18 protein-coding genes are annotated in these 22,583 nt (G+C 59.8%); 11 read left to right on the top strand and 7 right to left on the bottom strand.

Annotation, left to right across the window (positions count from 1 at the left end):
• Positions 1-25: 25 nt before the first annotated feature.
• The 3 genes from P792_RS26740 to P792_RS26730 form a co-directional block, all read right to left on the bottom strand.
• On the bottom strand, positions 26-2,149 hold the full coding sequence (locus tag P792_RS26740; RefSeq protein ID WP_023978391.1) for a Hint domain-containing protein: 2,124 nt from the start codon (positions 2,147-2,149) through the stop codon (positions 26-28).
• A 318-nt stretch (positions 2,150-2,467) separates the two neighbouring features.
• Positions 2,468-3,400, bottom strand: a complete 933-nt coding sequence (locus P792_RS26735; protein ID WP_023978390.1) for a LysR family transcriptional regulator — start codon at positions 3,398-3,400, stop codon at positions 2,468-2,470.
• Positions 3,401-3,665: 265 nt separating this feature from the next.
• A complete protein-coding gene (locus P792_RS26730; RefSeq protein ID WP_023978389.1) occupies positions 3,666-4,985 on the bottom strand; it encodes an aspartate aminotransferase family protein in 1,320 nt (439 codons plus the stop codon).
• A gap of 109 nt (positions 4,986-5,094) precedes the next feature.
• Between P792_RS26730 and P792_RS26725 the strand changes: the two genes are divergently transcribed.
• Entirely contained in the window at positions 5,095-6,252 is a 1,158-nt protein-coding gene (locus P792_RS26725; protein ID WP_031240539.1) for an MFS transporter, read from the top strand.
• 33 nt (positions 6,253-6,285) lie between these two features.
• Here the strand turns inward: P792_RS26725 and P792_RS26720 are convergent, their stop codons facing one another.
• Entirely contained in the window at positions 6,286-6,903 is a 618-nt protein-coding gene (locus tag P792_RS26720) for a TetR family transcriptional regulator C-terminal domain-containing protein (RefSeq protein WP_051395849.1), read from the bottom strand.
• A gap of 314 nt (positions 6,904-7,217) precedes the next feature.
• On the opposite strand from P792_RS26720, the gene P792_RS26715 reads away from it, so the two are divergent.
• Genes P792_RS26715 through uraH form a run of 8 tightly spaced genes read left to right on the top strand, consistent with a single transcriptional unit; the run spans position 7,218 to position 14,211 of the window.
• Positions 7,218-7,946 (top strand): HAD family acid phosphatase, encoded by a 729-nt coding sequence (locus P792_RS26715; RefSeq protein WP_023978386.1) that lies wholly within the window; start codon positions 7,218-7,220, stop codon positions 7,944-7,946.
• 1 nt (position 7,947) lies between these two features.
• Entirely contained in the window at positions 7,948-9,390 is a 1,443-nt protein-coding gene (locus P792_RS26710) for an NAD(P)-binding domain-containing protein (protein ID WP_023978385.1), read from the top strand.
• The gene (locus P792_RS36555; protein WP_023978384.1) at positions 9,387-9,560 is read left to right on the top strand and encodes a DUF4089 domain-containing protein; all 174 of its coding nucleotides are present in this window, start codon (positions 9,387-9,389) and stop codon (positions 9,558-9,560) included. Before P792_RS26710 ends, P792_RS36555 begins: the two co-directional genes overlap by 4 nt.
• Positions 9,557-10,897, top strand: coding sequence for an AtzE family amidohydrolase (locus P792_RS26705; RefSeq protein WP_023978383.1), 1,341 nt, complete (start codon positions 9,557-9,559; stop codon positions 10,895-10,897). Before P792_RS36555 ends, P792_RS26705 begins: the two co-directional genes overlap by 4 nt.
• Positions 10,897-12,474, top strand: coding sequence for a gamma-glutamyltransferase family protein (locus tag P792_RS26700; protein ID WP_023978382.1), 1,578 nt, complete (start codon positions 10,897-10,899; stop codon positions 12,472-12,474). The genes P792_RS26705 and P792_RS26700 overlap by 1 nt, the downstream gene beginning before the upstream one ends.
• A gap of 20 nt (positions 12,475-12,494) precedes the next feature.
• A complete protein-coding gene (puuE, locus tag P792_RS26695) occupies positions 12,495-13,391 on the top strand; it encodes an allantoinase PuuE (RefSeq protein ID WP_023978381.1) in 897 nt (298 codons plus the stop codon).
• Positions 13,388-13,882 carry a 2-oxo-4-hydroxy-4-carboxy-5-ureidoimidazoline decarboxylase gene (uraD, locus tag P792_RS37970; RefSeq protein ID WP_031240533.1) on the top strand — a complete coding sequence of 165 codons (495 nt, stop codon included), beginning with the start codon at positions 13,388-13,390 and terminating at the stop codon, positions 13,880-13,882. The genes puuE and uraD overlap by 4 nt, the downstream gene beginning before the upstream one ends.
• A complete protein-coding gene (uraH, locus tag P792_RS37965; protein WP_023978379.1) occupies positions 13,879-14,211 on the top strand; it encodes a hydroxyisourate hydrolase in 333 nt (110 codons plus the stop codon). Before uraD ends, uraH begins: the two co-directional genes overlap by 4 nt.
• Before the next feature lie 119 nt (positions 14,212-14,330).
• On the opposite strand, the gene P792_RS26680 is transcribed toward uraH, so the two are convergent.
• The 3 genes from P792_RS26680 to lysA all read right to left on the bottom strand — a co-directional run bounded on the left by P792_RS26680 (position 14,331) and on the right by lysA (position 21,686).
• Entirely contained in the window at positions 14,331-17,081 is a 2,751-nt protein-coding gene (locus P792_RS26680; RefSeq protein ID WP_369794221.1) for a TonB-dependent receptor plug domain-containing protein, read from the bottom strand.
• A gap of 601 nt (positions 17,082-17,682) precedes the next feature.
• Positions 17,683-20,388 (bottom strand): DUF4175 domain-containing protein, encoded by a 2,706-nt coding sequence (locus P792_RS26675; RefSeq protein ID WP_023978377.1) that lies wholly within the window; start codon positions 20,386-20,388, stop codon positions 17,683-17,685.
• A complete protein-coding gene (gene lysA, locus P792_RS26670; protein ID WP_231944547.1) occupies positions 20,385-21,686 on the bottom strand; it encodes a diaminopimelate decarboxylase in 1,302 nt (433 codons plus the stop codon). The genes P792_RS26675 and lysA overlap by 4 nt, the downstream gene beginning before the upstream one ends.
• Here lysA and P792_RS26665 point away from each other — a divergent pair.
• Both P792_RS26665 and P792_RS26660 read left to right on the top strand, forming a co-directional pair.
• Positions 21,685-22,206, top strand: coding sequence for a cytidine deaminase (locus P792_RS26665; RefSeq protein WP_338107065.1), 522 nt, complete (start codon positions 21,685-21,687; stop codon positions 22,204-22,206). The genes lysA and P792_RS26665 overlap by 2 nt on opposite strands.
• Positions 22,203-22,583: trypsin-like serine protease (locus tag P792_RS26660; protein ID WP_152530184.1), on the top strand; the 381-nt coding region annotated here is incomplete at its 3' end. The genes P792_RS26665 and P792_RS26660, both read left to right, overlap by 4 nt.

Below are 22,583 nucleotides of genomic sequence, written 5' to 3'. Positions count from 1 at the left end.
TCCTTCCCGTCTATTCCTTCGGCCTTTAACCTGCCGCCCTTAACTGTTGATCTGCGATTTGCCCGGGCGGCATCATGGGCGCGCCCCGCTGTAGAAAAGAGTGGAAGCTCGTTCCAAATCCCAGAGGATAGGGTCCTCCGGAAATCACTTCGATGCAAAGCATGAACTCTGTCTCGGTGGGGATATGGTTTATCGGAAGGTTTGCGCGCCCCTGGGTCCAGCGATGCTTGCCTTTCTCCGGCACATCCCATCCAGGTAAATCGGACTGGGTGATATGGATGTCTATCTCGGTCGTCTGAAGACTATCGTAAATGACGATATCCTGAACTAGAACGCCGAGAAGACGCTGATCGTCAAGGAAGGGGCCAATTGCTTCCGAGGGTTTGAAAACCCGGGAGACGAGGTGCAGATTGCGCAGATCCGCCGGGACCATAAAGACATGCCAGTTCCCCTTGCGTCTCAGCGGTTTAATCCGTCTGCCATCATCGGTTTCCAGATAAAGGCCAGCGTCTTCGATCGAGGGATTTAGGCTCGCAGGTGAGTGGCCCGTGAGACCCAGCCCGCGACCCTCAAGTTCACGGTAGATCGGCTCCACAAAGCAACGCTCGACGCCGAGCGGTAGGGCCGGGACAGGCGGCACGAATGATTTGCAGATTTCCCCTCCATTTTCGAGGTTGTTGCTATCGAGGAAGCTTTCGGTCAATACGTGCTCGGCCTGGATAATCGAATGCTTTTCCAGCTTGATATGGAAATAGTCATAGCGAGATAGCCGTTTGTCATATGCAATAGTGGTTTGATTGACGAGCATACGCACGGGTACGAGGCGACCTTTGAACACAAAGCAATGCTCGTCGGTCACCCACATGTCCCGTGCCGGGCAGCCCTCAGAGAAAGCACTACGCATGATACGCACGGGATAACTGGCCGACCTGTCGTCGAAGAGAGGTACTTCGACGTGGCTGGAATGTATCCAAATCACACGTTGAACACCTGTCACGCGACCCATGCTGTCATAGGTCGTGACCAGATCTCCCTCCTTGATTTCCTCTACCGGGATATCGCCGAGCGATGTGGTGATAAGTGTCCCGCGAAGGAAACACGTGATCATTTGGCCGCTCGTGATGCCCAGATATCCATTGCCGTTTACCGTCGGGTTGACGACTGTGCCTTGGTTTACCTGTACAATTCCGCCGGTGGTAATGAACGGGCTGGACATGACGCCACCGGATAATACTCGTACATTGGAGTTATCAAATGCGGTGTTATTATAGGTGTTGCTGATGGCGGATCCCCCAGAATATACAATTCCGGAATCTGAGTCCAAGGTACTCGCCGATACCAAACCTCCCGCCGATACAAAGACGCCCCCATTCTGTACATAGGATGAAACGAGGGTGCCTCCCGCCTGAATATCAACACGAGGCCATTGTAACGGTACATATTGAAGGTAGACACCCGAGGCTACCGCTCCCGAGGTAACCGTAAGGTTGCCGCCGGAAATACGGATCGGTCCCGTCAGCGTTACAGTCCCGCTCTGATAAACGGTCTTACCGTCTGAGAGAACTGCCGACCAGTTCCCTGTGACGACTGTCGCGTTTGGGGCGAAGACAAGTGAGTCGGGAATCTCCCCGTTTCCTACAGTTGCGCCGTTGAAGACCACAACGCCACCGGTAACAGAGGGTTGACCGCCCACGATTGAGCCGGGATACGCCCCCAGCGATGCTCCGCTGCCCACGACCGGGCTTATGATTGTCCCCCCCGAACTCACCCAAAAACCATTGACGGGCCGATTGATATTGAAGAGACGATCCTCGACGGAAGAGCCCCCGCTCATGACGATAGCAGTATTGGATTCAATATCGTTCGATATTGATTTCCCACCGCTGAAAACCGTGAAGTATCCTTCTCGAATATAGGAGGAAGTCAAAACGCCGCCTGCGGACACATTCACACGGGGATAGCCGCCCGAGTTGCTGAAGAATACGTTGGAGACCGTCGCTCCTGACATGATGTTCAGCGTCGCGCCGTTGAACTGGACAGGGGGATTAACGACGGTGGCCCCGCTTTGGAAGACGGTAACCCCCCCTGAATTTACGGCGCTCCACGTGCCGGTGAGGATACGGGCATTTGGATCGGGCTGGAAGGCCATGGGCGTTTCGCCTCTCTGCTGCGGCGAACGATAGATCGCGTTTTCGCTCCCTCTGCGACTGGGTCATCAGTCATGAAAGCGGAACTGCTCAGGAATACCCCACTCATCCAGGAGTATCTGGGTACAGATCAGCTCATCTTCGCGTGTCAGAGAGAATACGATGCGACTATCGTTCGCCTGTCGATGTTGTTGAGAGAGAAACTATCGACAGTAGCGGTGCTCGCGATATTATCTTTGCCTCAAGGCACGATGAAAATTGGAATACATGTGACTTCGTGTTGCTGAGACCTTGGGCCCGATCGATGAGCAGCCAATCGATCACCCTGGAGGTATCGGATTGGCCCATGCTTCCACGATTTTGCGAAACCGATCGATGATGCCCAGATTTGGCGAGTGGGCGCGCCAGACCACCCCGCTCGCGAGGAGGATATCGTCATCGGTGGGGCCACGGCTGAAACTCGGCAGAGTGACACCTGCGTTGCTGAGCATCGTGTTCGTAGCGATTGTCATGGCGTTGCACGCGACGATAAGCGGGCGCGCGTCGTAGGCGGAATTAAGTTCGATGACGTTCGCCGGGCTATACAGATTGCGCGATGCAAGCAGGGATTCAAATCGGTCGCGAATTGCGAAGCCCGGTATCGGCAGGACCCAGTTGCGCAACCTGAAATCCGCCCAGTTGTCGAGCACCTCCGAGAGGCTCATCGTGCCCTCCAGCGACACAGCGAAGCAGCGTTCATTCAGCAGGATCTGACTGGATAGGGCAGGGAAATTCTCGATCTGATGCAATGCAATGAAGCCGATATCGTATCGATCCTGTTGCAAGCCATCCAGCAGCGAGGCTCTATCGATCTGCATGATCTTGAGCCTCAACGCAGGTATCTGCTGCCGCAACACGCCCGCCGCGTGCATTGCGATTGCTGAAAGCGACGGTGACTGATAGCCGATGGTTAGCGATTGTGGCGTGTTGAAAAGATTGTCCTGAATCTCGGCAGAGAGTTTTCTCAGCTCGGCCGTGATAATTCCTGAGGAACGGACCAGGAGGTGGCACAGATCGGTGGGCACCATTCCTGACCGGGTCCTGTCAAACAGCTTGTGTCCAATAATCGCTTCGATTTCTGCGCAAGCTTTCGAGATTGCAGGCGGCGTGAGGCCCAGATTGGCGCTGGCAACACTGATATGACCGGTGTTGAAAATCTCGGTAACAACACGCAGATGGCGCAGCTTGAGGTACTGGTCCAGATTGGCTGGCATTGGTATAGTCCCGTCCGGTTAGGGATGCAGAGCGGCTTACTGCGCTTTCTGCCCTTGTCTCAATACGCCCGGAAAGACAAGGCATCCAAAAATCGGGTCGTGACTTGTGATGGGCGCAGGAGTTATTTGCCGAACCCCGCGATGTATCCATGCGCGTCCGGCCAGCACTTCGCCTGGGCTCAGGCTGCGGCACAGTTTGATCGAGCTTGTCCGGGCCTTTTTCGCGCGGACGTCACGGGATTTTCCCCGCGACGCCCTGCGGATGTCAGTCGATCGATTTGAGGATGCCGCCAATCGTCTCAAAGATGCGATCGATCTCGTTCTTCTCGATGACCAACGGCGGTGAAATGGCGAGGATGTCACCTGTGTAGCGCAGCAACAGCCCTTCATGGAAAGCGCGCTCGAACACCTCGAATGCCCGCGTCGTCTTGGCGACTCGGGGGGCAAGTTCGATACCGGCCACAAGCCCCTCATTGCGGATATCGACCACATAGGGCGCACCCTTCAACGAGTGGGCAGCCTCCTCGAAATACGGCGAGAGCGCGGCTGCGCGTTCGAACAGATGCTCCTCGGCATAAGTGTCGAGTGTGGCAATGGCAGCAGCACAGGCGATGGGGTGGGCCGAGTAGGTGTAGCCATGCGGCAGGTCGATGGCCTCGCGCGGTCCCTGCATGAACGCGTCGAAAATCTCGTCGGATACGATATTGGCACCCATCGGGATCGTGCCATTGGTTATACCCTTGGCCACCGTCATGATGTCGGGCACGACGCCGTACTTCTCAGCAGCGAAAGACGCGCCCAGACGACCGAAACCGGTGATGACCTCATCGAAGATCAACACGATGCCATGCTTGGTGCAGATCTCGCGCAAGCGTTTGAGATAGCGCTTCGGCGCTGGCAGCACGCCTGTCGAGCCAGCCATGGGTTCGACAATGACAGCCGCAATGTTCGAGGCGTCATGAAGGGCGACGATGCGCTCCAGATCGTCAGCCAGTTCCGCGCCATGTTCCGGCAGGCCGCGCGAGAAGGCGTTGCGACGCAGATCGAGCGTATGGGGCAGATGGTCCACTCCGGTCAGCAGCGAACCATAGAGCTTGCGATTGCCCGAAATGCCGCCGACCGAAATGCCGCCAAACCCGACGCCATGATAGGCGCGTTCACGTCCGATCAGACGGGTGCGTGTGCCTTCGCCACGCAGGCGATGATAGGCGATGGCAATCTTGAGCGCCGTATCGCCTGCTTCAGAGCCGGAGTTGCAGAAGAAAACGTGGTTGAGCGGATTCGGGGCCAGGCGCGCGACACGGTCTGCGGCCTCGAAAGCCATGGGGTGGCCCATCTGGAAAGCGGGGGCAAAATCGAGGGTCGCGACCGTCTTCTGCACGGCTTCCACGATACGCGGTGCCCCGTGGCCTGCATTGACGCACCAGAGTCCGGCGCAACCATCCAGGACTTCGCGGCCTTTATCATCACGGTAATACATGCCTTTTGCCGAAACGAGCATGCGCGGGGCATCGCGAAACTGGCGATTGGCCGTGAAGGGCAGCCAGAGGGCGTCATGATTGCTGTCGGCAAATGGTGTGGTCATTGTCTCGATCCGGCTCCTTGTGGAAACATCAGGAGAAAATCGTGGCACGGGGCGCAGGATCTGGAAAGTAAGAAGAACTTGCGCAAGCTTTAATTCGGCAGGGGGTAAGATGGGTTCGGCTCGAGGAGCGCTGCTCGCGCTGGCAGTGGGGGCTTTTGCTATAGGCACGACCGAGTTCACCCCGATGGGGTTGTTGCCGGTCATTGCTCAGGATCTTCACATCAGTGTGCCCAAGGCCGGGTCGCTCGTGAGCGCCTATGCCTTTGGAGTCATGCTGGGGGCGCCTATCATGACGCTGCTGCTGGGTGCCATGTCGCGCAAGGCGGCTCTTGTCGGGCTGATGGGGCTTTACATTATCGGCAACCTCGGTGCCGGGCTAAGCCATAGCTATGCCGTCCTGATGATCTGGCGGGTGATTACCAGCCTGTCACACGGAGCGTTCTTCGGCCTTGGCGCTGTAGAGGCATCAAGTGTCGTGGCGCCCGAGCGTCGTGCCTCGGCGGTGGCGTCGATGTTCATGGGGTTGACCATCGCGAATATCCTCGGAGTGCCCGCGGCAACCTGGCTGGGCGATACCATGGGGTGGCGCAGCGCCTTTCTGGTGACCGCGCTGCTTGGCGCCCTGGCCGTGCTGGCCCTCAGCCTCGCCCTGCCACCACGGGGCAGCAATCCACGTCCGGATATCCTTGGCGAATTGCGCGTTCTGGCAGGCGGTGAAGTGTTGCTGGCCCTTGCCGTCACGACACTCGGTGCGGGGATCATGTTCGTTCTCTACACCTATATCGCCCCCTTCCTGCACAGCATCACCCATGCCAGTGAGGGACTCGTCACCCTCGCGCTCATGACGATCGGCGTCGGTTTCAGCATTGGCGCAGCGCTTGGCGGTCGTCTGGCCGATCGCTCCACGCGTTTTGCCCTGTTGCTGATGCTGCCTGTACTGGGTGGCATCATGCTGATCTACCCGTTCATTGCAGTAACGCCGATTGGCGCAATACTTGGTATTCTGGTCTGGAGTGCCGCCTCTTTCGCCATCATGCCAGCGTTGCAGATGCGCACGATGCAGGCGGCGCAACGTGCTCCGGCTCTGGCGTCATCAGTCAATATCGGCGCCTTCAACCTTGGCAACGCGCTTGGTGCCTGGCTGGGCGGCGCGGTTCTGTATCAGGGGCTGGGCTATGGTGCTGTTTCGATGAGCGGTGCCGCACTCGCCGCGCTCGCCATCCTGATTGTTCTGCTTGTTCGTGTCCCCTCAGTGGCCCGAGGATAAACCACCAGCCGGGCCTTCTCCGCAGTACAGGCCTCAGGCCGTTATGTCCTTCCGGGCGAGGACAAGGGCCAGGATTGTTTCCGCCGCGGCGTGAAAATCGCTTTCTTCAAGCGTTTCCTTGCCAAGCAGGGCGGTTACCTGAGGCTGCATATCTGCATACCACTGGGTCATGGCCCACAGACAGAAGAGGAAATGCGTCGGATCGACCTGCGGAATCTCACCCCGCTCCATCCAGACCGTGAATGTCTCACCGAACGGCGTTATCGCCTCACGCAGGGTTGTCGAGAGATAATCATGCAGATAGCGCGCCCCCCCGATAATTTCGTGCGCGAACAGGCGTGACGCATGGGGATTGGCACGTGAGAAGGCGAGCTTGGAGCCGATATAGGCGCGCAGGGCCGTAGAGGCTTTATTTTCGGGGCGAAGCCAGATTTCGCATTCCCGGAGCCATTCCTGCACGGTGCGCCGGAGCACTTCCTGATACAGGGTCTCCTTAGTTGAGAAATAATAATGAATATTGGCTTTGGGAATACCGGCTTCCCGGGCCACAGCAGCAATGCTCGCACCGCTGAATCCATGTTCGGAGAAGATCTTTTCCGCGGCTTCCAGAATGGTCACGACCGCAATTTCCCGAGGCGCGCCCAAAATCATCTCCCGACTGCTTCGTTGTATACGACCGTGTCTAGGCGTATATTAGGGTAATTGCAAGTAGTTGCAACGCTATTCGGGTTATCTGAACCAGAATTTACAAAATAGGCGTCCCGTGCGTTTGTGCACAAGAGGGATAGACGAAGAGGAGATGTTCTGTTTCATTTGGGGAACGAGATATCAATACAGGACGGGGCAGGTATGAAAAACGATTGTTTGAGGCAAGGACATGCTCCGGCGCACCGGTCTTGTGAGCCGTCTCTACAGCTGTGAAGATAACGCAATTGTATCTTGGCTTCACAGGAGCGCCGCCTGCCATGAATTATTCGTCTATCGTCCATGCCGTTTCTCGCCGACGCGCAAATCGTTTCGGGCGCGCATTAGCGCTTGCCTCTGTGCTTGGGGCAACGGCAGCGGGCGCTGCCCACGCGGTGCCGGCTAATGTAGGCGATGCAGCGATTGCCGCCACCGCCTATCATGATAGCGGGGCCTATGATCGTGAGTTCGCCGCCGTGATCGAGGAGGCATCGGACTGGGTTCGTCTGCGCGCCGCGCATGTGAGCAAGCCTGCGATTGTCCTGGATATCGATGAGACATCGCTCTCCAACTGGCCTGAGATTAAGGCCAATCATTTCGCCTATTTTCATGATGGTCAGTGCGATGTACTGCCCAAGGGGCCGTGCGGCGTGATGGCTTGGGAAATGAGCGCCAAGGCGCAGGCCTTTCCCTCCACGCTCGCTCTGTATCGTGTGGCCCAGCAGCGTGGTGTGTCGGTGTTTTTCGTAACCGGACGCAGTGAGAACGAGCGAGCCGATACGGCGCATAACCTCGAGACTGCTGGCTATAAGGGCTGGTCGGGCCTCGTGCTCAGGCCTGAGGGCAGCCATACGCCGTCGGCCTCGGATTACAAGGCGGCGGCCCGCAGCGAAATCGAACAGAAGGGCTATCACATCATCGCCAATATAGGCGATCAGCCCTCCGATCTCGCAGGTGGTCACGCCGATCGTGGCTTCCTCCTCCCCAATCCATTTTACCGGGTGCCCTGACATGCAGAACAAAGCGCTCCGTGATCTCGCTGACCGGGTTCATCAGGATCTTCAGAAAATTGCCTATGCGTCGGGTCCCTGGGTCTCGTCCACGCTGACCCATCATGGTGAGGCGGTGCTCGATGTTGCGGTGATCGGTGGCGGGCAGGGAGGTCTCTCGACCTCTTTCGCGCTTCGTCGCATTGGCGTGCATAACGTTCGGGTATTCGAGCGCGCAAAGAAGGGGCAGGCGGGGCCTTGGGTTACTTTTGCCCGTATGATCACACTGCGTACGCCCAAGCATGTGACTGGCCCTGATCTCGGCATCCCCTCACTGACGCCGCGAAGCTGGTTTGAGGCGCGTTATGGCAAGGATGCATGGGAGTCGCTGGGCAAGATCGACCGGCGCGACTGGCAGGCCTATCTCGGCTGGTATGAGGAGACGCTTGCCCTGCCAGTAGAGCATGACCGTGAACTGGTCGATGTCGTCTGGCAGGATGGCTTGCTGCATCTTCAGTTCCGTTCACAGGAGGGAGAGATCTCTTACGTCTGGGCACGCCGCCTTGTGCTGGCGACCGGCATTGAAGGCAGCGGGTCATGGCATGTGCCGGAATTCATACGCGAGACGGTTCCCAGCCATCTCTACGCCCACACCCATCAGCCGATCGATTTCGAGGCGTTGCGTGGCAAGCGTGTCGGTGTGCTCGGCGGTGGCGCCTCTGCCTTCGATAATGCGGCGACCGCGCTGGAAGCCGGTGCCCGATCGGTTGCCGTCTGCATACGCCGCAAGACCCTGCCGCGCATCAACCCGTATCGCTGGATGGAAAATGCCGGGTTTCTGGCTCATTTCCCGGCACTGCCCGATCTGACACGCTGGCGTTTCATGCGCCGCATCTTCGATCTCAATCAGCCGCCGCCACAGGACACGTTCTGGCGTTGCAGCCGTCATGACGGGTTCAGCTTCCATGGCGATACCCCCTGGCTGGGCGCGCGTTGCGAGGGTGAAACCATTACTGTCGATACGCCTCACGGGACGATGGAGTTTGACTTCCTGATTATCGGCACGGGCTTCGTGATCGATTTCAGCAAGCGGCCGGAAACAGCCTCATTTGCCGGAAACGTCGCGCTGTGGCGCGATTGTTTCGAGGCCCCAGACGGCGAGGAAAGCGCCGTTCTGGACTCCTATCCCTATCTTGGCCCGCAGAGCCAGTTCCTGCCGCGCGACCCGGCTCATCCGGATGCCGCCATGCTGGGGGCGATCTATAACTTCACCTTTGCGGCGACGCCGAGCATGGGGCTTTCGGGTGCCTCGATCAGCGGCATGCGCTATGGCGTGGACCGCCTGGCCCGCTCGATTGCTTGCGACCTGTTTGTCCAGGATGGTGAAAAGCACCTTGAAAGCCTGCTTGCCTATGACGCGGAGGAACTCGTCAGTCTCGGTCGAGAGGGTGAGGAGCAGGCATGATTGATGAGGCCACGCTCAATGCGCGTGCGGCTGCGCTTGATCTGACGATTCCGGTCGATTGCCAACCCGGCGTGCTAGAAAACCTTGCCCTGCTCGCGCGGTACCAGAAGCTCGTTCTGTCGCTCGATCTGCCGGAGCGCACTGAGCCCGCTCTCGAGTATCATCCATGAACGCCACCGAGATTGCGCGCGCTGTCAGGTCGGGCGAACGCAGCGCCTTCAGCCTGATCGAGAACTGCCTCGACCGTGTCATCCAGCGCGATGGCACCATCAATGCCGTCACGCGCCTGCTGTCGGAGCGGGCGCTCGATCAGGCACGCCGCATCGATGCTCTTGTGGCCGAGGGGATCGACCCCGGACCGCTGGCAGGGGTGCCTTTTGGCATCAAGGACCTGTTTGATGTGCAAGGTCTGGTCACTACGGCTGGGTCGACGGTTCTGGCCAGCGTAGCGCCGGCCGATTGCGATGCGCTGCTGGTCAGCAGGCTGATTGAGGCTGGCGCCATACCGCTCGCCACGACCAATATGGATGAATTTGCCTACGGTTTTGCGACAGACAATGCCCATTATGGCATCACGAAAAACCCGCATGACAGCGCGCGTCTCGCCGGTGGGTCTTCCGGCGGGTCTGCGGCTGGTGTCGCTGCAGGATATTTCCCGCTCTCCCTGGGCTCCGACACGAATGGCTCGATCCGTGTGCCGGCATCGCTTTGTGGCGTGTGGGGGCTGCGAGCCACGCAGGGCCTGCTGCCAATAGCGGGGTCTTATCCTTTTGTCGCCAGTCTCGATACGGTCGGGCCTTTCACGGCAAGCGCTGCCGATATGCGGGTGATGGTGGAGGTGCTGAGCGCGTCATCTCTGGCGCGGGTGGACGTTGCAGGGCTGAAAATGGCGCGGCTTGGCGGCTGGTTTGCCCAGGATATGTCGCCGGAGATGGAAGCGGCTCTCGCAGCTTTCTGCACGGCCCTGTCGATACGTAGCGAGATCGTTCTGCCAGAGGTCGCAACGGCGCGTGCCGCGGCATTTGTCATCAGCGCATCCGAAGGGGCAGGCCTGCATCTCGATCGCTTGCGTCACAGCCCGGAGCAGTATGATCCGGCGGTGCGTGATCGCCTGCTCGCAGGGGCTCTTGTCCCGGCGCCGCATGTTTTCAGGGCGCACAAGATCCGCCACTGGTTTCGTGAGCGTATGCATGAGGCCTTTCTTGAGGCGGATATTCTGGTTGCACCCGCCGTGGTCGGCCCGGCTCCGCGGATCGATACACCCGTCATCGAAATTGGTGGTCAACCGGTTTCTGCGCGTGCCAATCTCGGCCTTTACACCCAGCCTCTCACTCTGGCCGGTTTCCCGGTCCTGACCGTGCCTCTGGCCATTGACGCTAATGCTGGCAGCGGGATGCCGCTTGGCGTCCAGCTCGTGGCGCAGCCGGGGCGGGAAGATCGTATTGTCGCGCTCGGTGAGGCGCTGGAACGCGCTGGCGTCGCTCGCGCCCGTATTCTGGAGGATTGATGCTTTTCAGCGCACGCTCCCGCAAGGGAATGGTTACCGCCCCGCATCATCTTGCGGCGCAGGCGGGGCGGGATATTCTCAAGGCAGGAGGCAACGCGGTCGAGGCAGCCGTGGCCGTGGCCGCAACCCTGTCTGCGGTTTACCCCCATATGACCGGCCTTGGGGGAGATGGCTTCTGGCTCATTCGCCGCCCTGATGGCGAGACCGTGGCCATTGATGCGTGTGGCAGGCTCGCCCAGAACGCGACTCCCGAGCTCTATGCAGAATGTGACAGTGTGCCCTGGCGTGGCGGGCTGGCAGCCAATACGGTTGCCGGTACGGTTGCGGGCTGGTCGCGAGCGCTCGCCTATGCAGGAGGGGCGTTGCCTCTCTCGACATTGCTGGCCGACGCCATCGACCACGCCGAGAGCGGCATAGTGGTTACGGAAAGCATGGCCGGGCTTATGGCTGCCCATCTTGACGTGCTGAGCTACATGCCCAATTTCAGTGGCCTGTTCCTGCCACAAGGCGATATGCCGATTGCGGGCGCCGTGCACAGCAATCCGGCGCTGGCGCGCACATTGCGACGTCTCGCCAATGCCGGTCTTGGCGATTTTTATCATGGCAAGCTGGCCGATCAGATCGCGGCTGATCTTGCGGCCTGTGGTTCGCCGGTTAGCCGCGACGACCTCAACCACCATGAAGCGCTCCTGACGAAACCGCTCGAGACCAGCCTTCACCATGGTCGCTTCTTTAATATGGTCGCACCCACACAGGGCGCGGCTTCCCTGCTGATTCTGGCTCTCGCAGAGCGACTGGGCGTGACCGGGGCTGATACGGTTGACGACATTCATCGCTGGGTCGAGGCGACGAAGGCCGCCTTCATCTGGCGCGATCGTGTGATTGCCGATCCTGCCATCATGGAAACCTCCCCACAGGCGCTTTTGTCCGATCAGGCTGCTCTGGATGAAATGGCGGCCTCCATCGATCTGAGCCGTGCGGCACCCTGGCCCCATCAGACCCAGCAGGGCGACACCACGTGGTTTGGCGTGATGGACTCGCAGGGCTGGGCCGTCAGCATGATCCAGAGCCTCTATTTCGAGTTCGGCTCGGGTATCGTGCTGCCGGAGAGCGGCCTGGTATGGCAGAATCGCGGGGCCAGTTTCGACCTCGTGCCCGGGCGTCTGCGTAGCCTCGTGCCCGGGCGCAAGCCTTTTCATACGCTTAACCCCGCCATGGCCGCGCTCAATGATGGGAGCTTGCTGGCCTATGGCACGATGGGCGGCGAGGGGCAGCCGCAGACCCAGGCAGCCATCGTGGCGCGAAACGTCATCGCCGGGCTGAGCCTTCAGGAATCGATCACGGCACCGCGCTGGCTTCTGGGCCGCACCTGGGGCGAAACCACCACAACGCTCAAGATGGAAACGCGCTTTGGCCCGGAAGTCCTCGATGGACTGAGCGCGCTTGGTCACGACGTCGAGAGTCTGACGCCATTTGCCACGGCGATGGGTCATGCCGGGGCCATTCGGCGCTATGAGGATGGCACAATGGAAGGGGCCACCGACCCGCGCAGCGATGGCGGCGTGGCGGCGCTTTGAATGGGAGAGAACGAACAGGCATGACACAGGCATATCCACGCGACCTGCTGGGCTATGGTGCCAATCCCCCCGAGGCTGCATGGCCGGGCGGCGCCCGCATCGCCGTCCAGTTCGTTCTGAATTACGAGGAAGGCGCCGAAAACAGCGTTCTGCATGGCGATGCGGGTTCCGAGGCCTTTCTGTCGGAAATGGTCGGTACCCGTTCGATCACCGGTGCGCGCTGCATGCAAATGGAAAGCCTGTACGAATACGGCTCTCGCGCAGGCTTCTGGCGTCTCCACCGGCTTTTCACCGAGGCGGGCCTGCCCCTCACGGTTTTTGGCGTGGCAATGGCTCTTGCCCGCAATCCCGATGCTGTAGCGGCTATGAAGCAGGCAGGCTGGGAGATTGCGTCCCACGGTTACCGATGGATCGATTATCAGGACATCCCTGAAGCAATCGAACGTGAGCATATCCGGGAAGCCATCAGGCTGCATGAAGAGGTCACGGGAGCGGCTCCGCTGGGCTGGTATCAGGGTCGTACCAGCCCGAACACCGCCCGGATTGTCGCCGAGGAAGGCTGCTTCGTTTACGACGCCGATTCCTATGCCGATGATCTGCCCTATTACGACCGTCGTTATGGCCCGGCACAGCTGATCGTGCCCTACACGCTCGACGTGAACGACATGAAGCTCGTTGCGCTCAATGGTTTTACCGAAGGCGAGCAGTTTTTCCGTTATCTGCGTGATACGTTCGACATGCTGTATCAGGAGGGCGGGCGCATGATGTCTGTCGGCCTGCATTGTCGCCTTGCAGGCAGGCCCGCCCGTGCGCTGGCGCTCAAACGTTTCATCGCCCATGTGCAGGCCCATCAGGACGCCTGGGTTGCGACGCGGCTCGATATTGCCCGTCACTGGCAGGAGCATCACCCCGCATGATCACCGCGAACACTCGGGAAGAATTCATATCGGTCTATGGCGATATCTATGAACACACGCCCTGGATCGTGGCAGCGGCGTGGCCTCAGGCGCCTTTTTCAGGCCCGGAGGACATGATTGCCGCAACATCGCAGATCATACGTGATGCCGATCACGACAGGCAGAAAGCGCTGGTCAAGGCCCATCCGGAGCTGGCACGCAAATTCGGTGTGGACCCCGATCTGGGCAGACTCTCGGCGGCCGAGCAGGAGGGGGCGGGTCTCGACAGGTTGAGCGAGGCTGAATTCATCGCCTTTCGTGCCCTGAACGAGGCCTATCAGGCGCGTTTCGATATGCCTTTCGTCATCTGTGTCCGACAGGCCACCAAGGAGCGCATGCGCCTGGAGATAGAACGTCGGCTGGCGCAGTCACCGCAGGAGGAACTGGCTGAGGCTCTCGCTCAGATCGATCAGATTGCATTGCTCAGACTGAAGGACAGGACAGCATCATGACCAGCCTTTCCACCCATGTTCTCGATACGGCAGGGGGCGTGCCCGCACAGGGTATGACGATCACCCTGCTTCATGATGATCGCGTGCTCTTTTCGGGTGTGACAAATGAGGATGGCCGCTGTCCCGGCCTGAAGGATATTGCGGTCGGGGCAGGCGCTTATGTGCTTCGCTTCGACGTGGCGGCCTATTTCAGGGGGCGTGGGCATGATCTGCCCGAGCCGCCTTTTCTGGATGTGGTGCAGATCGATTTCGGCATGACGGAAACCGGGCATTACCATGTGCCGCTACTGGTTTCGCCCTTCGGCTATTCCACCTATCGCGGAAGTTGATACGCGTCATCTTGGTCGGCGCGGTATGCGCGTGAAAAAGGGAGAAAGGCGTAGGCCCTTCTCCCTTTTTTAGTCGTCTTTCTTCCGTGACGCGGAGCAGAACTCCGCGTCCGGGGTGATCAGAAGTTCAGACCAGCCTGCAGGAAGATGTAACGGCCCAGATAGAAGCCGTTGTAGGTGGTATCAGCCGAGTTCGAGGCTGCGTTGAGAACGAAAGGAGGGTTCTTGCCAGCAATGTTCTGCACGCCACCCTCGAAGTTCCAGCGCTTCCAAGCATAACCGATAGAGATATCCTGCTGGACCATCGCAGGTGTCTTGATACGGGCATTGGCAGCAGGGTTTTCCTCACTGAGGAAAGCTGATCCGTCATTCCAGTTCATGCCGCCGATATACTGGAACATGTAGGAAATCCGGAACGCATCGTGCTGCCATGTAAGAGTGGCGTAGTCGCGCACACGTGGCTGACCGACACCACTCTGATAGAACAGGGCGCCTGTCTGGTTCAGATACGCGCCGCCAGGCTGCTGCTGCTGCTTGTACTTGACCAACTGCTGGAAATTGTTGTCGACGATGAAAGAGTCGTGCCGGGTCACTCTCCAGCGATAATTCAGGTCGAAGTCGATACCGCTGGTGAGCAGGTCGCCAAGGTTCTGGTCGAGCGCCGAAACCGTGTTGATCTGCCCATTCGAAAGGCGATCGATCGAGTTGCAGTACGATTGTACGCCGCCCTCGTAGCACTGATTGAGGATGTACTGTGTTGGCAGCGAGTTGATCAGACCACCGATCGTGTAGTGCCAGTATGTAACCGAGGCTGCGAGACCAGGAATCCAGCGCGGCGTGAGCACGGTACCAAATGTATAGGTACGACCCGTCTCAGGACGCAGGGCCACGTTGCCGCCCTGCAAGGTTGGAACCTGGCCCGAATTGGCTGAATTGAAGTTCTGGGGGTTGGCCACGCCGCCCTTGATGCAGTTGGCAATAAGGCCAGGGCTGGTTGCACCGGCGCAGGGGTCGGAAGCCGAGACATAACTGAGGCCCACACCGCCATAGAGCTCATACACATTTGGCTGACGGAAGGAGGTGCCGATCGTGCCACGGAAACGGATATCGCGCGTGGGCGCCCAATCGATGCCTGCCTTCCAGTTCTTGGCTCCACCGAAGGTGTTGTACGACGAGTAACGGCCCTGACCGTCGATCGACAGGTCCTTCGCGAAGGCAACGTCCTTGAGGAGCTGCGCATGACCCTGGATATAGCCTTCCGTCACGTTAAAGCCACCTGAGGTAGGCTCTACCGTATTGGTCAGGGAGTAGCCGCTTACAACGAGCGGGTCAGGGTTATTGCTCAGCTGTTCGCCACGGTGCTCCATACCCAGCGCAACACCAAAGTCGCCACCGCCCTTCCAGGGCATATGAACGAGATGGTTATTGTGGATGCGCAGGTTCAGGTCACGGAGCTGATACATGGTGTGCTGATACGTCGTATAATTGGCGTATTGCACTGCGCCCGGCGAGAGGCGCGTGAAGGCGTTGGACTGTACGCAGCCCGGTGAACCTGCGCAGGAATTCGGATTATAGACCAGAGCGCCGTTCGGGTCGTTCGGGTCAGCATAGGGCTCCAGTCCCCATTCCTGGAGAAGCTTGGAGTAGTCTCCGACGCCCTGCAGTTCGTTCGTCACTTGGCTGGCACCGTAGGTGTAAGACAGATCGTACTTCCAGTCGTGGACGATATCGCCACGCATGCCGACCATGCCGGTGACAGTATCACTCGCATTATTATTGGTGCGCGGTCCGAACTCGTTCAGACGACGGTACAGCTGAAGATCCTCTCCCGCCGTATTGCCGGGATAACCCGACGGCAGAATGATGCCGTTTGGTAGAGGCGAGGGGGGAACGCTGCCAATTGCCGGTTCAGGGGCGAGCTGGGTTTTCGATGTACGGTGCGCGTAAAGGACGTTGGAATAAACGTCGAAGTGGCGATTGAACTCGTAATGCAGATCTCCTGAAAGGGTGGAGTCCTGCAGAGCATTCACAAGCCACTGGTTTTGAGCATAGTTATAACGCTTGCTTTTGCTATAGGGGCTCAGCGATCCATTATCGAGATTACCAACATAGGTGTTCTCACTGCCGAAATACGTACCGCCGGGTGTGATGATTGAACCGACCTGCAGGTTCGAGTTGGTCGGATAAGCCCCTACCGCCCCAAGAGGTACCCTGGACCAGGAGCGATCGCGCTGTGTCACGCCGCCCTGCGTCATATAGCTTCCACCAAGCGTCAGGTTGCCCTTGTCATGATCGAAGTTCCAGCCCTTCATGGCGGAGATCATGCCGGTGCGGTTATCACCATGACCGGTGATACCGCCGCGAATCGTGACGGACCCTGTGTTCAGATCATGACGTAACTTGATGTTGAGGACGCCCGATACAGCATCTGCACCGTAGAGCTCTGAGCCACCATCTTTCAGGATTTCGATCGACTGCACCATCTGTACCGGGATGGTGTTGAGGTCGATACAGTTGCTATTGCCGTTCGGCGTCGTGCGCTTGCCGTCGACAAGAACGAGGACGCGGTTCTGGCCCAGGTTGCGCAAATCGACGCAGGACGCCCCGTTGCCGCCATTAGTATTGCTATTGCTCGTTCCGCTGGCGCCGATTGAAGGCAGACGCGACAGGAAGTCGTTAAGGTTCGTCGCACCGGTTTGCTGGATCTGCTTGGACGTGACGATCTGTACCGGATTGGCACTGGTATTATTGGCCGTGGTGAGTGCCGAACCGACGACAATCAACTCCTCAGACTTGCCACCCTGTGAGAACGATACAGCACTTGCCGGTGCAACATTGCGCAGCGCGTTCTGCGAGCGTGTGGGGACCATCGTGGCTGCAGGCGCTGTCTGAGCGCCGAGCTGCGGTCCGTTGACCGGACGAGTGGTGGTCTTGCGAGCCGTGCTGTGCCTGGCCGCCTTGCGATGATGAGTGGTCGCTGCAGCCGTCTGCGCATGGGCTGCGACATTCGTTACGACAGGGGAAAGGATGATGGCCGCGCCCAGCAGCAATCGCCCTCATCTCTGAAAATTAACGATTTTCATAAAAGTTTGCCCTCGGAATAACTTGGTTTCACAAGGCTGCGGTTTCTATCTTTTTATTGCAAGGTCGTTATCGTTCTGTGACGTTACGTTGCTGCAAACCACCTGGGCGATGTTGCAAAATTGCATCGTTTTGTTGCCACAACGGCGACCTACCCCCAGTTCATCGGGCGAAGGGTAAGGTAGCCGATAGGGTTGGGTCGGGTGCTCTGCGCAGGTGGGCTGGTGTACAAGCCCGAGAGACAGACGATCGGCAGCACCATCGCGCGATTCGGCGACGGCGTTCCTTAACCTTCAGATTTCATTGAGGACCCGCCGGGATAGGGCTGGCCAGCGCATCCCTTTGCGGCGCCGTGTTGGGCGTGCATTCGGGAGATGCTGGTCGTGTGGCTCAGTAGGATTTCAGCAGCTTGTCCAGATAGTCGAGCTCGCTCTGGGGGCGTGTCCGATCTGCATCACGTCGGCGAAGCTCGCGCTCGATTTCCCTGGCTTTTTCGCGGCTGTCTGCTTCCGGCACTGTGCCGTCCGTGTCAGCGCCGGAATGGCCCTTGCCAGTTTTACGGCCAAGGGGATCGCGGTCGCTCTTGTCCCCGGACTGGCCATCTCCGTTGTCGTCATCGTCGCTATCAGCCTGGCTCTGGCCTCTCTTGTCCTTGCCACCCTCGGCGTGGTCCGAGCTTCCCATTGTGGGCAGCAAGGTAAGCGGTCCACCGCCATGGTTCTTGCCTTTCTGTGCCTCGCTCATCTGCTGGCCAGTTTCGGCAAGATCCTTGAGCACCTTGCGTATGGCAATTTCAGCAGGCCCGTCCTGTGCTGAGGCCAAGGCTGCACGCGCTGCCTTCATGTCCTGATCGGCCTTGGTCAGGCCCGGCATCGTCTTGCCGGTCAAGCCCTTGATATCGTCGTTGAGCAGACAGGCCACCATTTGCAGGGCACGCTGGACAGCATGATCGTTGCGCCTCTCCTCATGCTGCAGCGCGATTTCTTCTGGTGAAAGAGAGGGAGGCTGGGTCGGGGGCGTTGTCTCATCCATATCCGGCGGGGGGGCCATCCCGAGGCGCTTGAGTAACTCAGCGGTGGACATGGCACTGACATCCTGCCCCGGGGCATTCTGGTTCAGCATGGCCTCGCGCGCGGCGCGCTGGCCAGGGTTCAGGCGGGACTGGGCATGGTCGAGCAGGGTGGTTTCACGTCTGACGAGATCATGTAGGGTCGCTTTCTGGGCTCGCGCCCGTGCCTGCGCCTGAAGCTGCTGGGCGATCTGCGCCAGATCCTCTGGGGTGGCCGTGCGCATACGGTCGGCCATTCGTGAGAGGTCGTCCAGCCTTTTGATCGCCTGATCGGCATTGCCATTGGCCGCATCCGATTGAAGGCGGCGCATGAGTTTCGATACCGGATCCGACCCATCATCGGGTGAGTCACCGATATCGGGAATGACCGTGCCAAGCTGCATGCTGCGTTGCATCAGGGCCTGCATGCGTCGGCTCAAAGCCTCGCGCAGGGTTTTCATGCGCGAGGCGAGTTCCTGCTGTTCGGCCTCGCTATGCCCGGCAGGGCCCAGTGCACGCATATGAGCGATCTGGTCCTGCACGGCCTTCTGCGCCGCGCGAATCTCCAGATTGGCCTGCGCCGTGTCGCGGTCCGAGTTGCGCAGGTCTTCCAGATATAGCGCGACAGCCCAGGTGAGCCCGATCGTGTTCTCTCTTGCTCCGTCTGAATCCTGATCCTCAAGCTGGGCGGCGGCATAGAGGAGCGCGAGGATGCTGCCTTTCTCCTGCAGCGGCAATGCGCTCGCAATCGCTCTCAGCTCATCGGCGGTCTGTGCGGGAGTTTCGCGGTCGAGCCCAAAACGATGCCTCAGGCTCACCAGGGCGCGGGCTGCAGGATCATGAAGCACCCTGACAGGGAGCGTCACCGTCTCGGATTTGCTGTAGGCTGTCCTTCCGCTGCGGCTCGTGGCCTTGAGCCGAAGCGCAACTGCCTCTCCCGCCCATAGCGAAGCGGTGAGGTCGCTCTGGAACGTGCCGTCTGCCTTGTTGGGCACCCCTTTGAGAGGAATGGGTACGTTCAGCGCAGGCCTGTCCGGATTGGCCTTGAGTGTGATTTCTGCCTGTAGCCCCGCGACGCCATGTGCCTGAGCAACCCGCCAGGGCATGGCAAGATCGGTCCCGTCCTTTGCGGGCGCTGGCGGTGATGTCCACGCAACCTCGGGGGCGAGGTCGGGGTCGATCTCGAATTGCCATTCGCCAACCGTCCGGCCACGTGAACGGACAGAAATCCTGCCGCTATGAGCGAGTTTGGCCGTGAAGCTCCAGCTTCCGGAATCGAGTTGCTTCGTGGCGACATCGCTCGTTTCGATACCCAGAAGATGGGGGCCTGAGCGTGCGCCAGTGACATGAATGGTGAGTTTCGCGTCCTGCGGAAGGCGTGGCGGCGTGGTGGTGTTCGTCAGGAAAACGGGCGCGCCGGGGGCATAATCCGGCATGTCGACCCAGGCCTCGATCTGCGGCAACGGGACATCGATATCATCCACGCCCGGTAGGAAGGCGGCCTCGAGCCGCGAGGGTGCCGCCGGACCCGACAGGGCGAGTGTCGCGATCAGGCAGATCCCGAATCCCGCCCAGCCGAATTTTAGGCCGGTGGTCCAGATCAGTCGTGGCCAGCCCGTGCGCAACCGCCCAACGCTGTCGCGCAGACGGGCCATATGCACGCGCCACAGGGCGGTTTCCTCGCCATCAGCCGGATAGTCATCAAGTGCGGCGAGAGGCTGATGCGATAACCCGGAAGCCCGCTCGATGCGCCTGTCTATGAGGGCGGGTGAGGGCGGGGGCAAACGCGTTAGATTGCGGGCAGCAAGGGCGATGGCCCCTCCTGCAACGCCCGCCAGCAGAAAGGCGTGCAGCGTGTCCGGCAAGGACTGCGGAAGGCGCAGCAACCCCGATATGGCGTAGGCACCTACGAGCGCCAGAGGGCGCTGGACGGCAGACCAGGCGGATTCGAGCCAGAGCACACGTCTTGCTCGATGACGCGCTTTGAGGACGCGTATTTCGAGCGTAAGGCTGGAGCCGGAGGACGGTGCGGGCGGCGCCATGCTCATTCGCTATCCAGCCACTCCGGTATGCTGTCATCACCCCAGAGCGCCTCGACCCGTTGCCGCTTGCGCACCACTTGCCACTGGCCGTTTTCAATCATGACCTGTGCTGCGAGGGGGCGACTATTGTAGGTCGAACTCATGACGGCGCCATAGGCCCCCGTATCGAGAATGGCGATCTGATCGCCCGTGCGTACCGCAGGCAAAAGTCGGTCCTTGGCCAGAACGTCACTCGACTCGCAAACGGGCCCCACGACGGTCTGGGGGGCCGTTTCAGCATAGGCAAGATCGGGCGCAAGCGGGATGATGCCGTGCCAGGCTCCGTAGAGGCTTGGGCGCGCCAGATCGTTCATCGCCGCATCCACGATCACGAAGTCCGAAATACCCTCGCGCTGGGCTTTGAGATCGATCACCGAGGCCAGAAGGACGCCGGCCGGTGCTGCGATCCAGCGACCGGGCTCAATGGCGAGTTTCAGATCGAGATGGCCCAGTGTCTCGGCAATTGCCCCGGCGAGCGCGGCCGGGGGGGGAGCGAGTTCGTCACGATAGCGCACACCCAGACCGCCGCCACAATCCACCACCGAAACACTTAGGCCTTCTTCGCGCAAACCGACCACCATCTCGGCGATACGGGCATAGGCGGCCTTGAACGGGGCAGGCGATAGTATCTGGCTGCCGATATGGGTCGCCAGCCCGCGGATATCGATACCCGGCAGGGTGCTGGCTTCGCGGTAGAGGGCCGGGACATCGGCCCAGTCGATTCCGAACTTGTCGCCTAGTCGCCCCGTGCTGATTTTGTCGTGGGTTTCCGCATCGATATGCGGGTTGACGCGCAGGGCCACCCGGGCCGTGAGGCTGGAGGCGCGGGCAAGGTGCGAAAGGCGCCGTAGCTCCTCCACGCTCTCCACATTGATCTGGCCGATATCTTCCTGCAGGGCGAGCATGAGCTCGGCATCTGTCTTGCCGACACCTGAGAACACGATCTGCGACGGGCTGATTCCGGCGGCAAGAGCGCGGCGCAACTCGCCACCGCTCACGACATCGGCGCCACAACCCTCCTGATGCAGAACGGTCAGGGTCGCGAGATGGTCATTCGCCTTGAGCGCATAATGCAGCGATATGTCGATGCCACGCTCAGTGAAGGCTTTCCTGAGATTGCGGGTACGCCGTCTGAGCGTCCCTGCGCCCGTGACCCAGCATGGTGTGCCAACCGCGCTTGCTATTGTCTGGAGGGGAACCCCCTCAAACAGCAGACCATCCTGCCCATCCATATGCAACGAGGGGCGAGAGGCGAGAAGGTTCATGATATCAGGGTCGTGGCGTGTCATGAATGACAGACTACAAGGGCAATCTGCGGCTTCCAAGCCGCGATTATGCAAGGGAGAAGGATATTTGATGAGCAGGGACCTGATCGAGGCGGCCCTGGCCGCGCGCAAGCGAGCCTATGCACCCTATTCGCGATTCCATGTCGGGGCTGCGCTGCGCTGTGAGGGGGCGATCCATGCCGGGTGTAATGTGGAAAACGCAGCCTATCCCCAGGGAAGTTGTGCGGAGGCGGGGGCGATTGCCGCAATGGTCATGGCCGGTGGGCGCCGGATCGACGAGATCGTGATTGTCGGGTCGGGTGAAGCGCCCTGCACCCCATGCGGAGGCTGTCGCCAGAGATTGCGGGAATTTGGCGCGCCGGATCTGGCCATCAAGATCGTCAACACAGAAGGTAAGATCCTGCTTGAGACAACGCTTGAAGCCCTGCTTCCGTGGTCTTTCGGGCCCGATCATCTTGCGCAGAGCACGGATGAGGTGTCAGGCGGAACAGTGTCATGAAGGCCGCAACAGGGTGGGTGGCGCGTCACATGGTTTGCAGCAAGCTGTTCTCGTGCGTCGCCCTTGCGGCGCTGGCTTGCATCTCGCCGGGGGCGGCCTTGGCGGCAGGACCGCAGAAATCCGCCCTGGTGGGTGTCGGTTCCGGCACGCGACATGTCGTTGATGTCAACCGGACGCCCTGGCGTATTCTGGGACGTGTGCAGACCGAACTCGGCGTGAAATGCACCGGATTTCTCGTTGCACCCTCTGTCATCATGACAGCGGCTCATTGCCTGTGGCGTGATGAGGCTGCCAATTTCGTGCAGCCTTCCAGTGTGCATTTCATGCTCGGTTATGACACAGGAGCGTGGCGGGCCACGGCGCGAGGGGTAAAGTTC

Source organism: Asaia sp. SF2.1, assembly GCF_000505765.1.
Lineage (GTDB): Bacteria > Pseudomonadota > Alphaproteobacteria > Acetobacterales > Acetobacteraceae > Asaia > Asaia bogorensis.
Note: the sequence above shows the minus strand (reverse complement) of the source record. Positions and strands in the feature narration are given on the sequence as shown.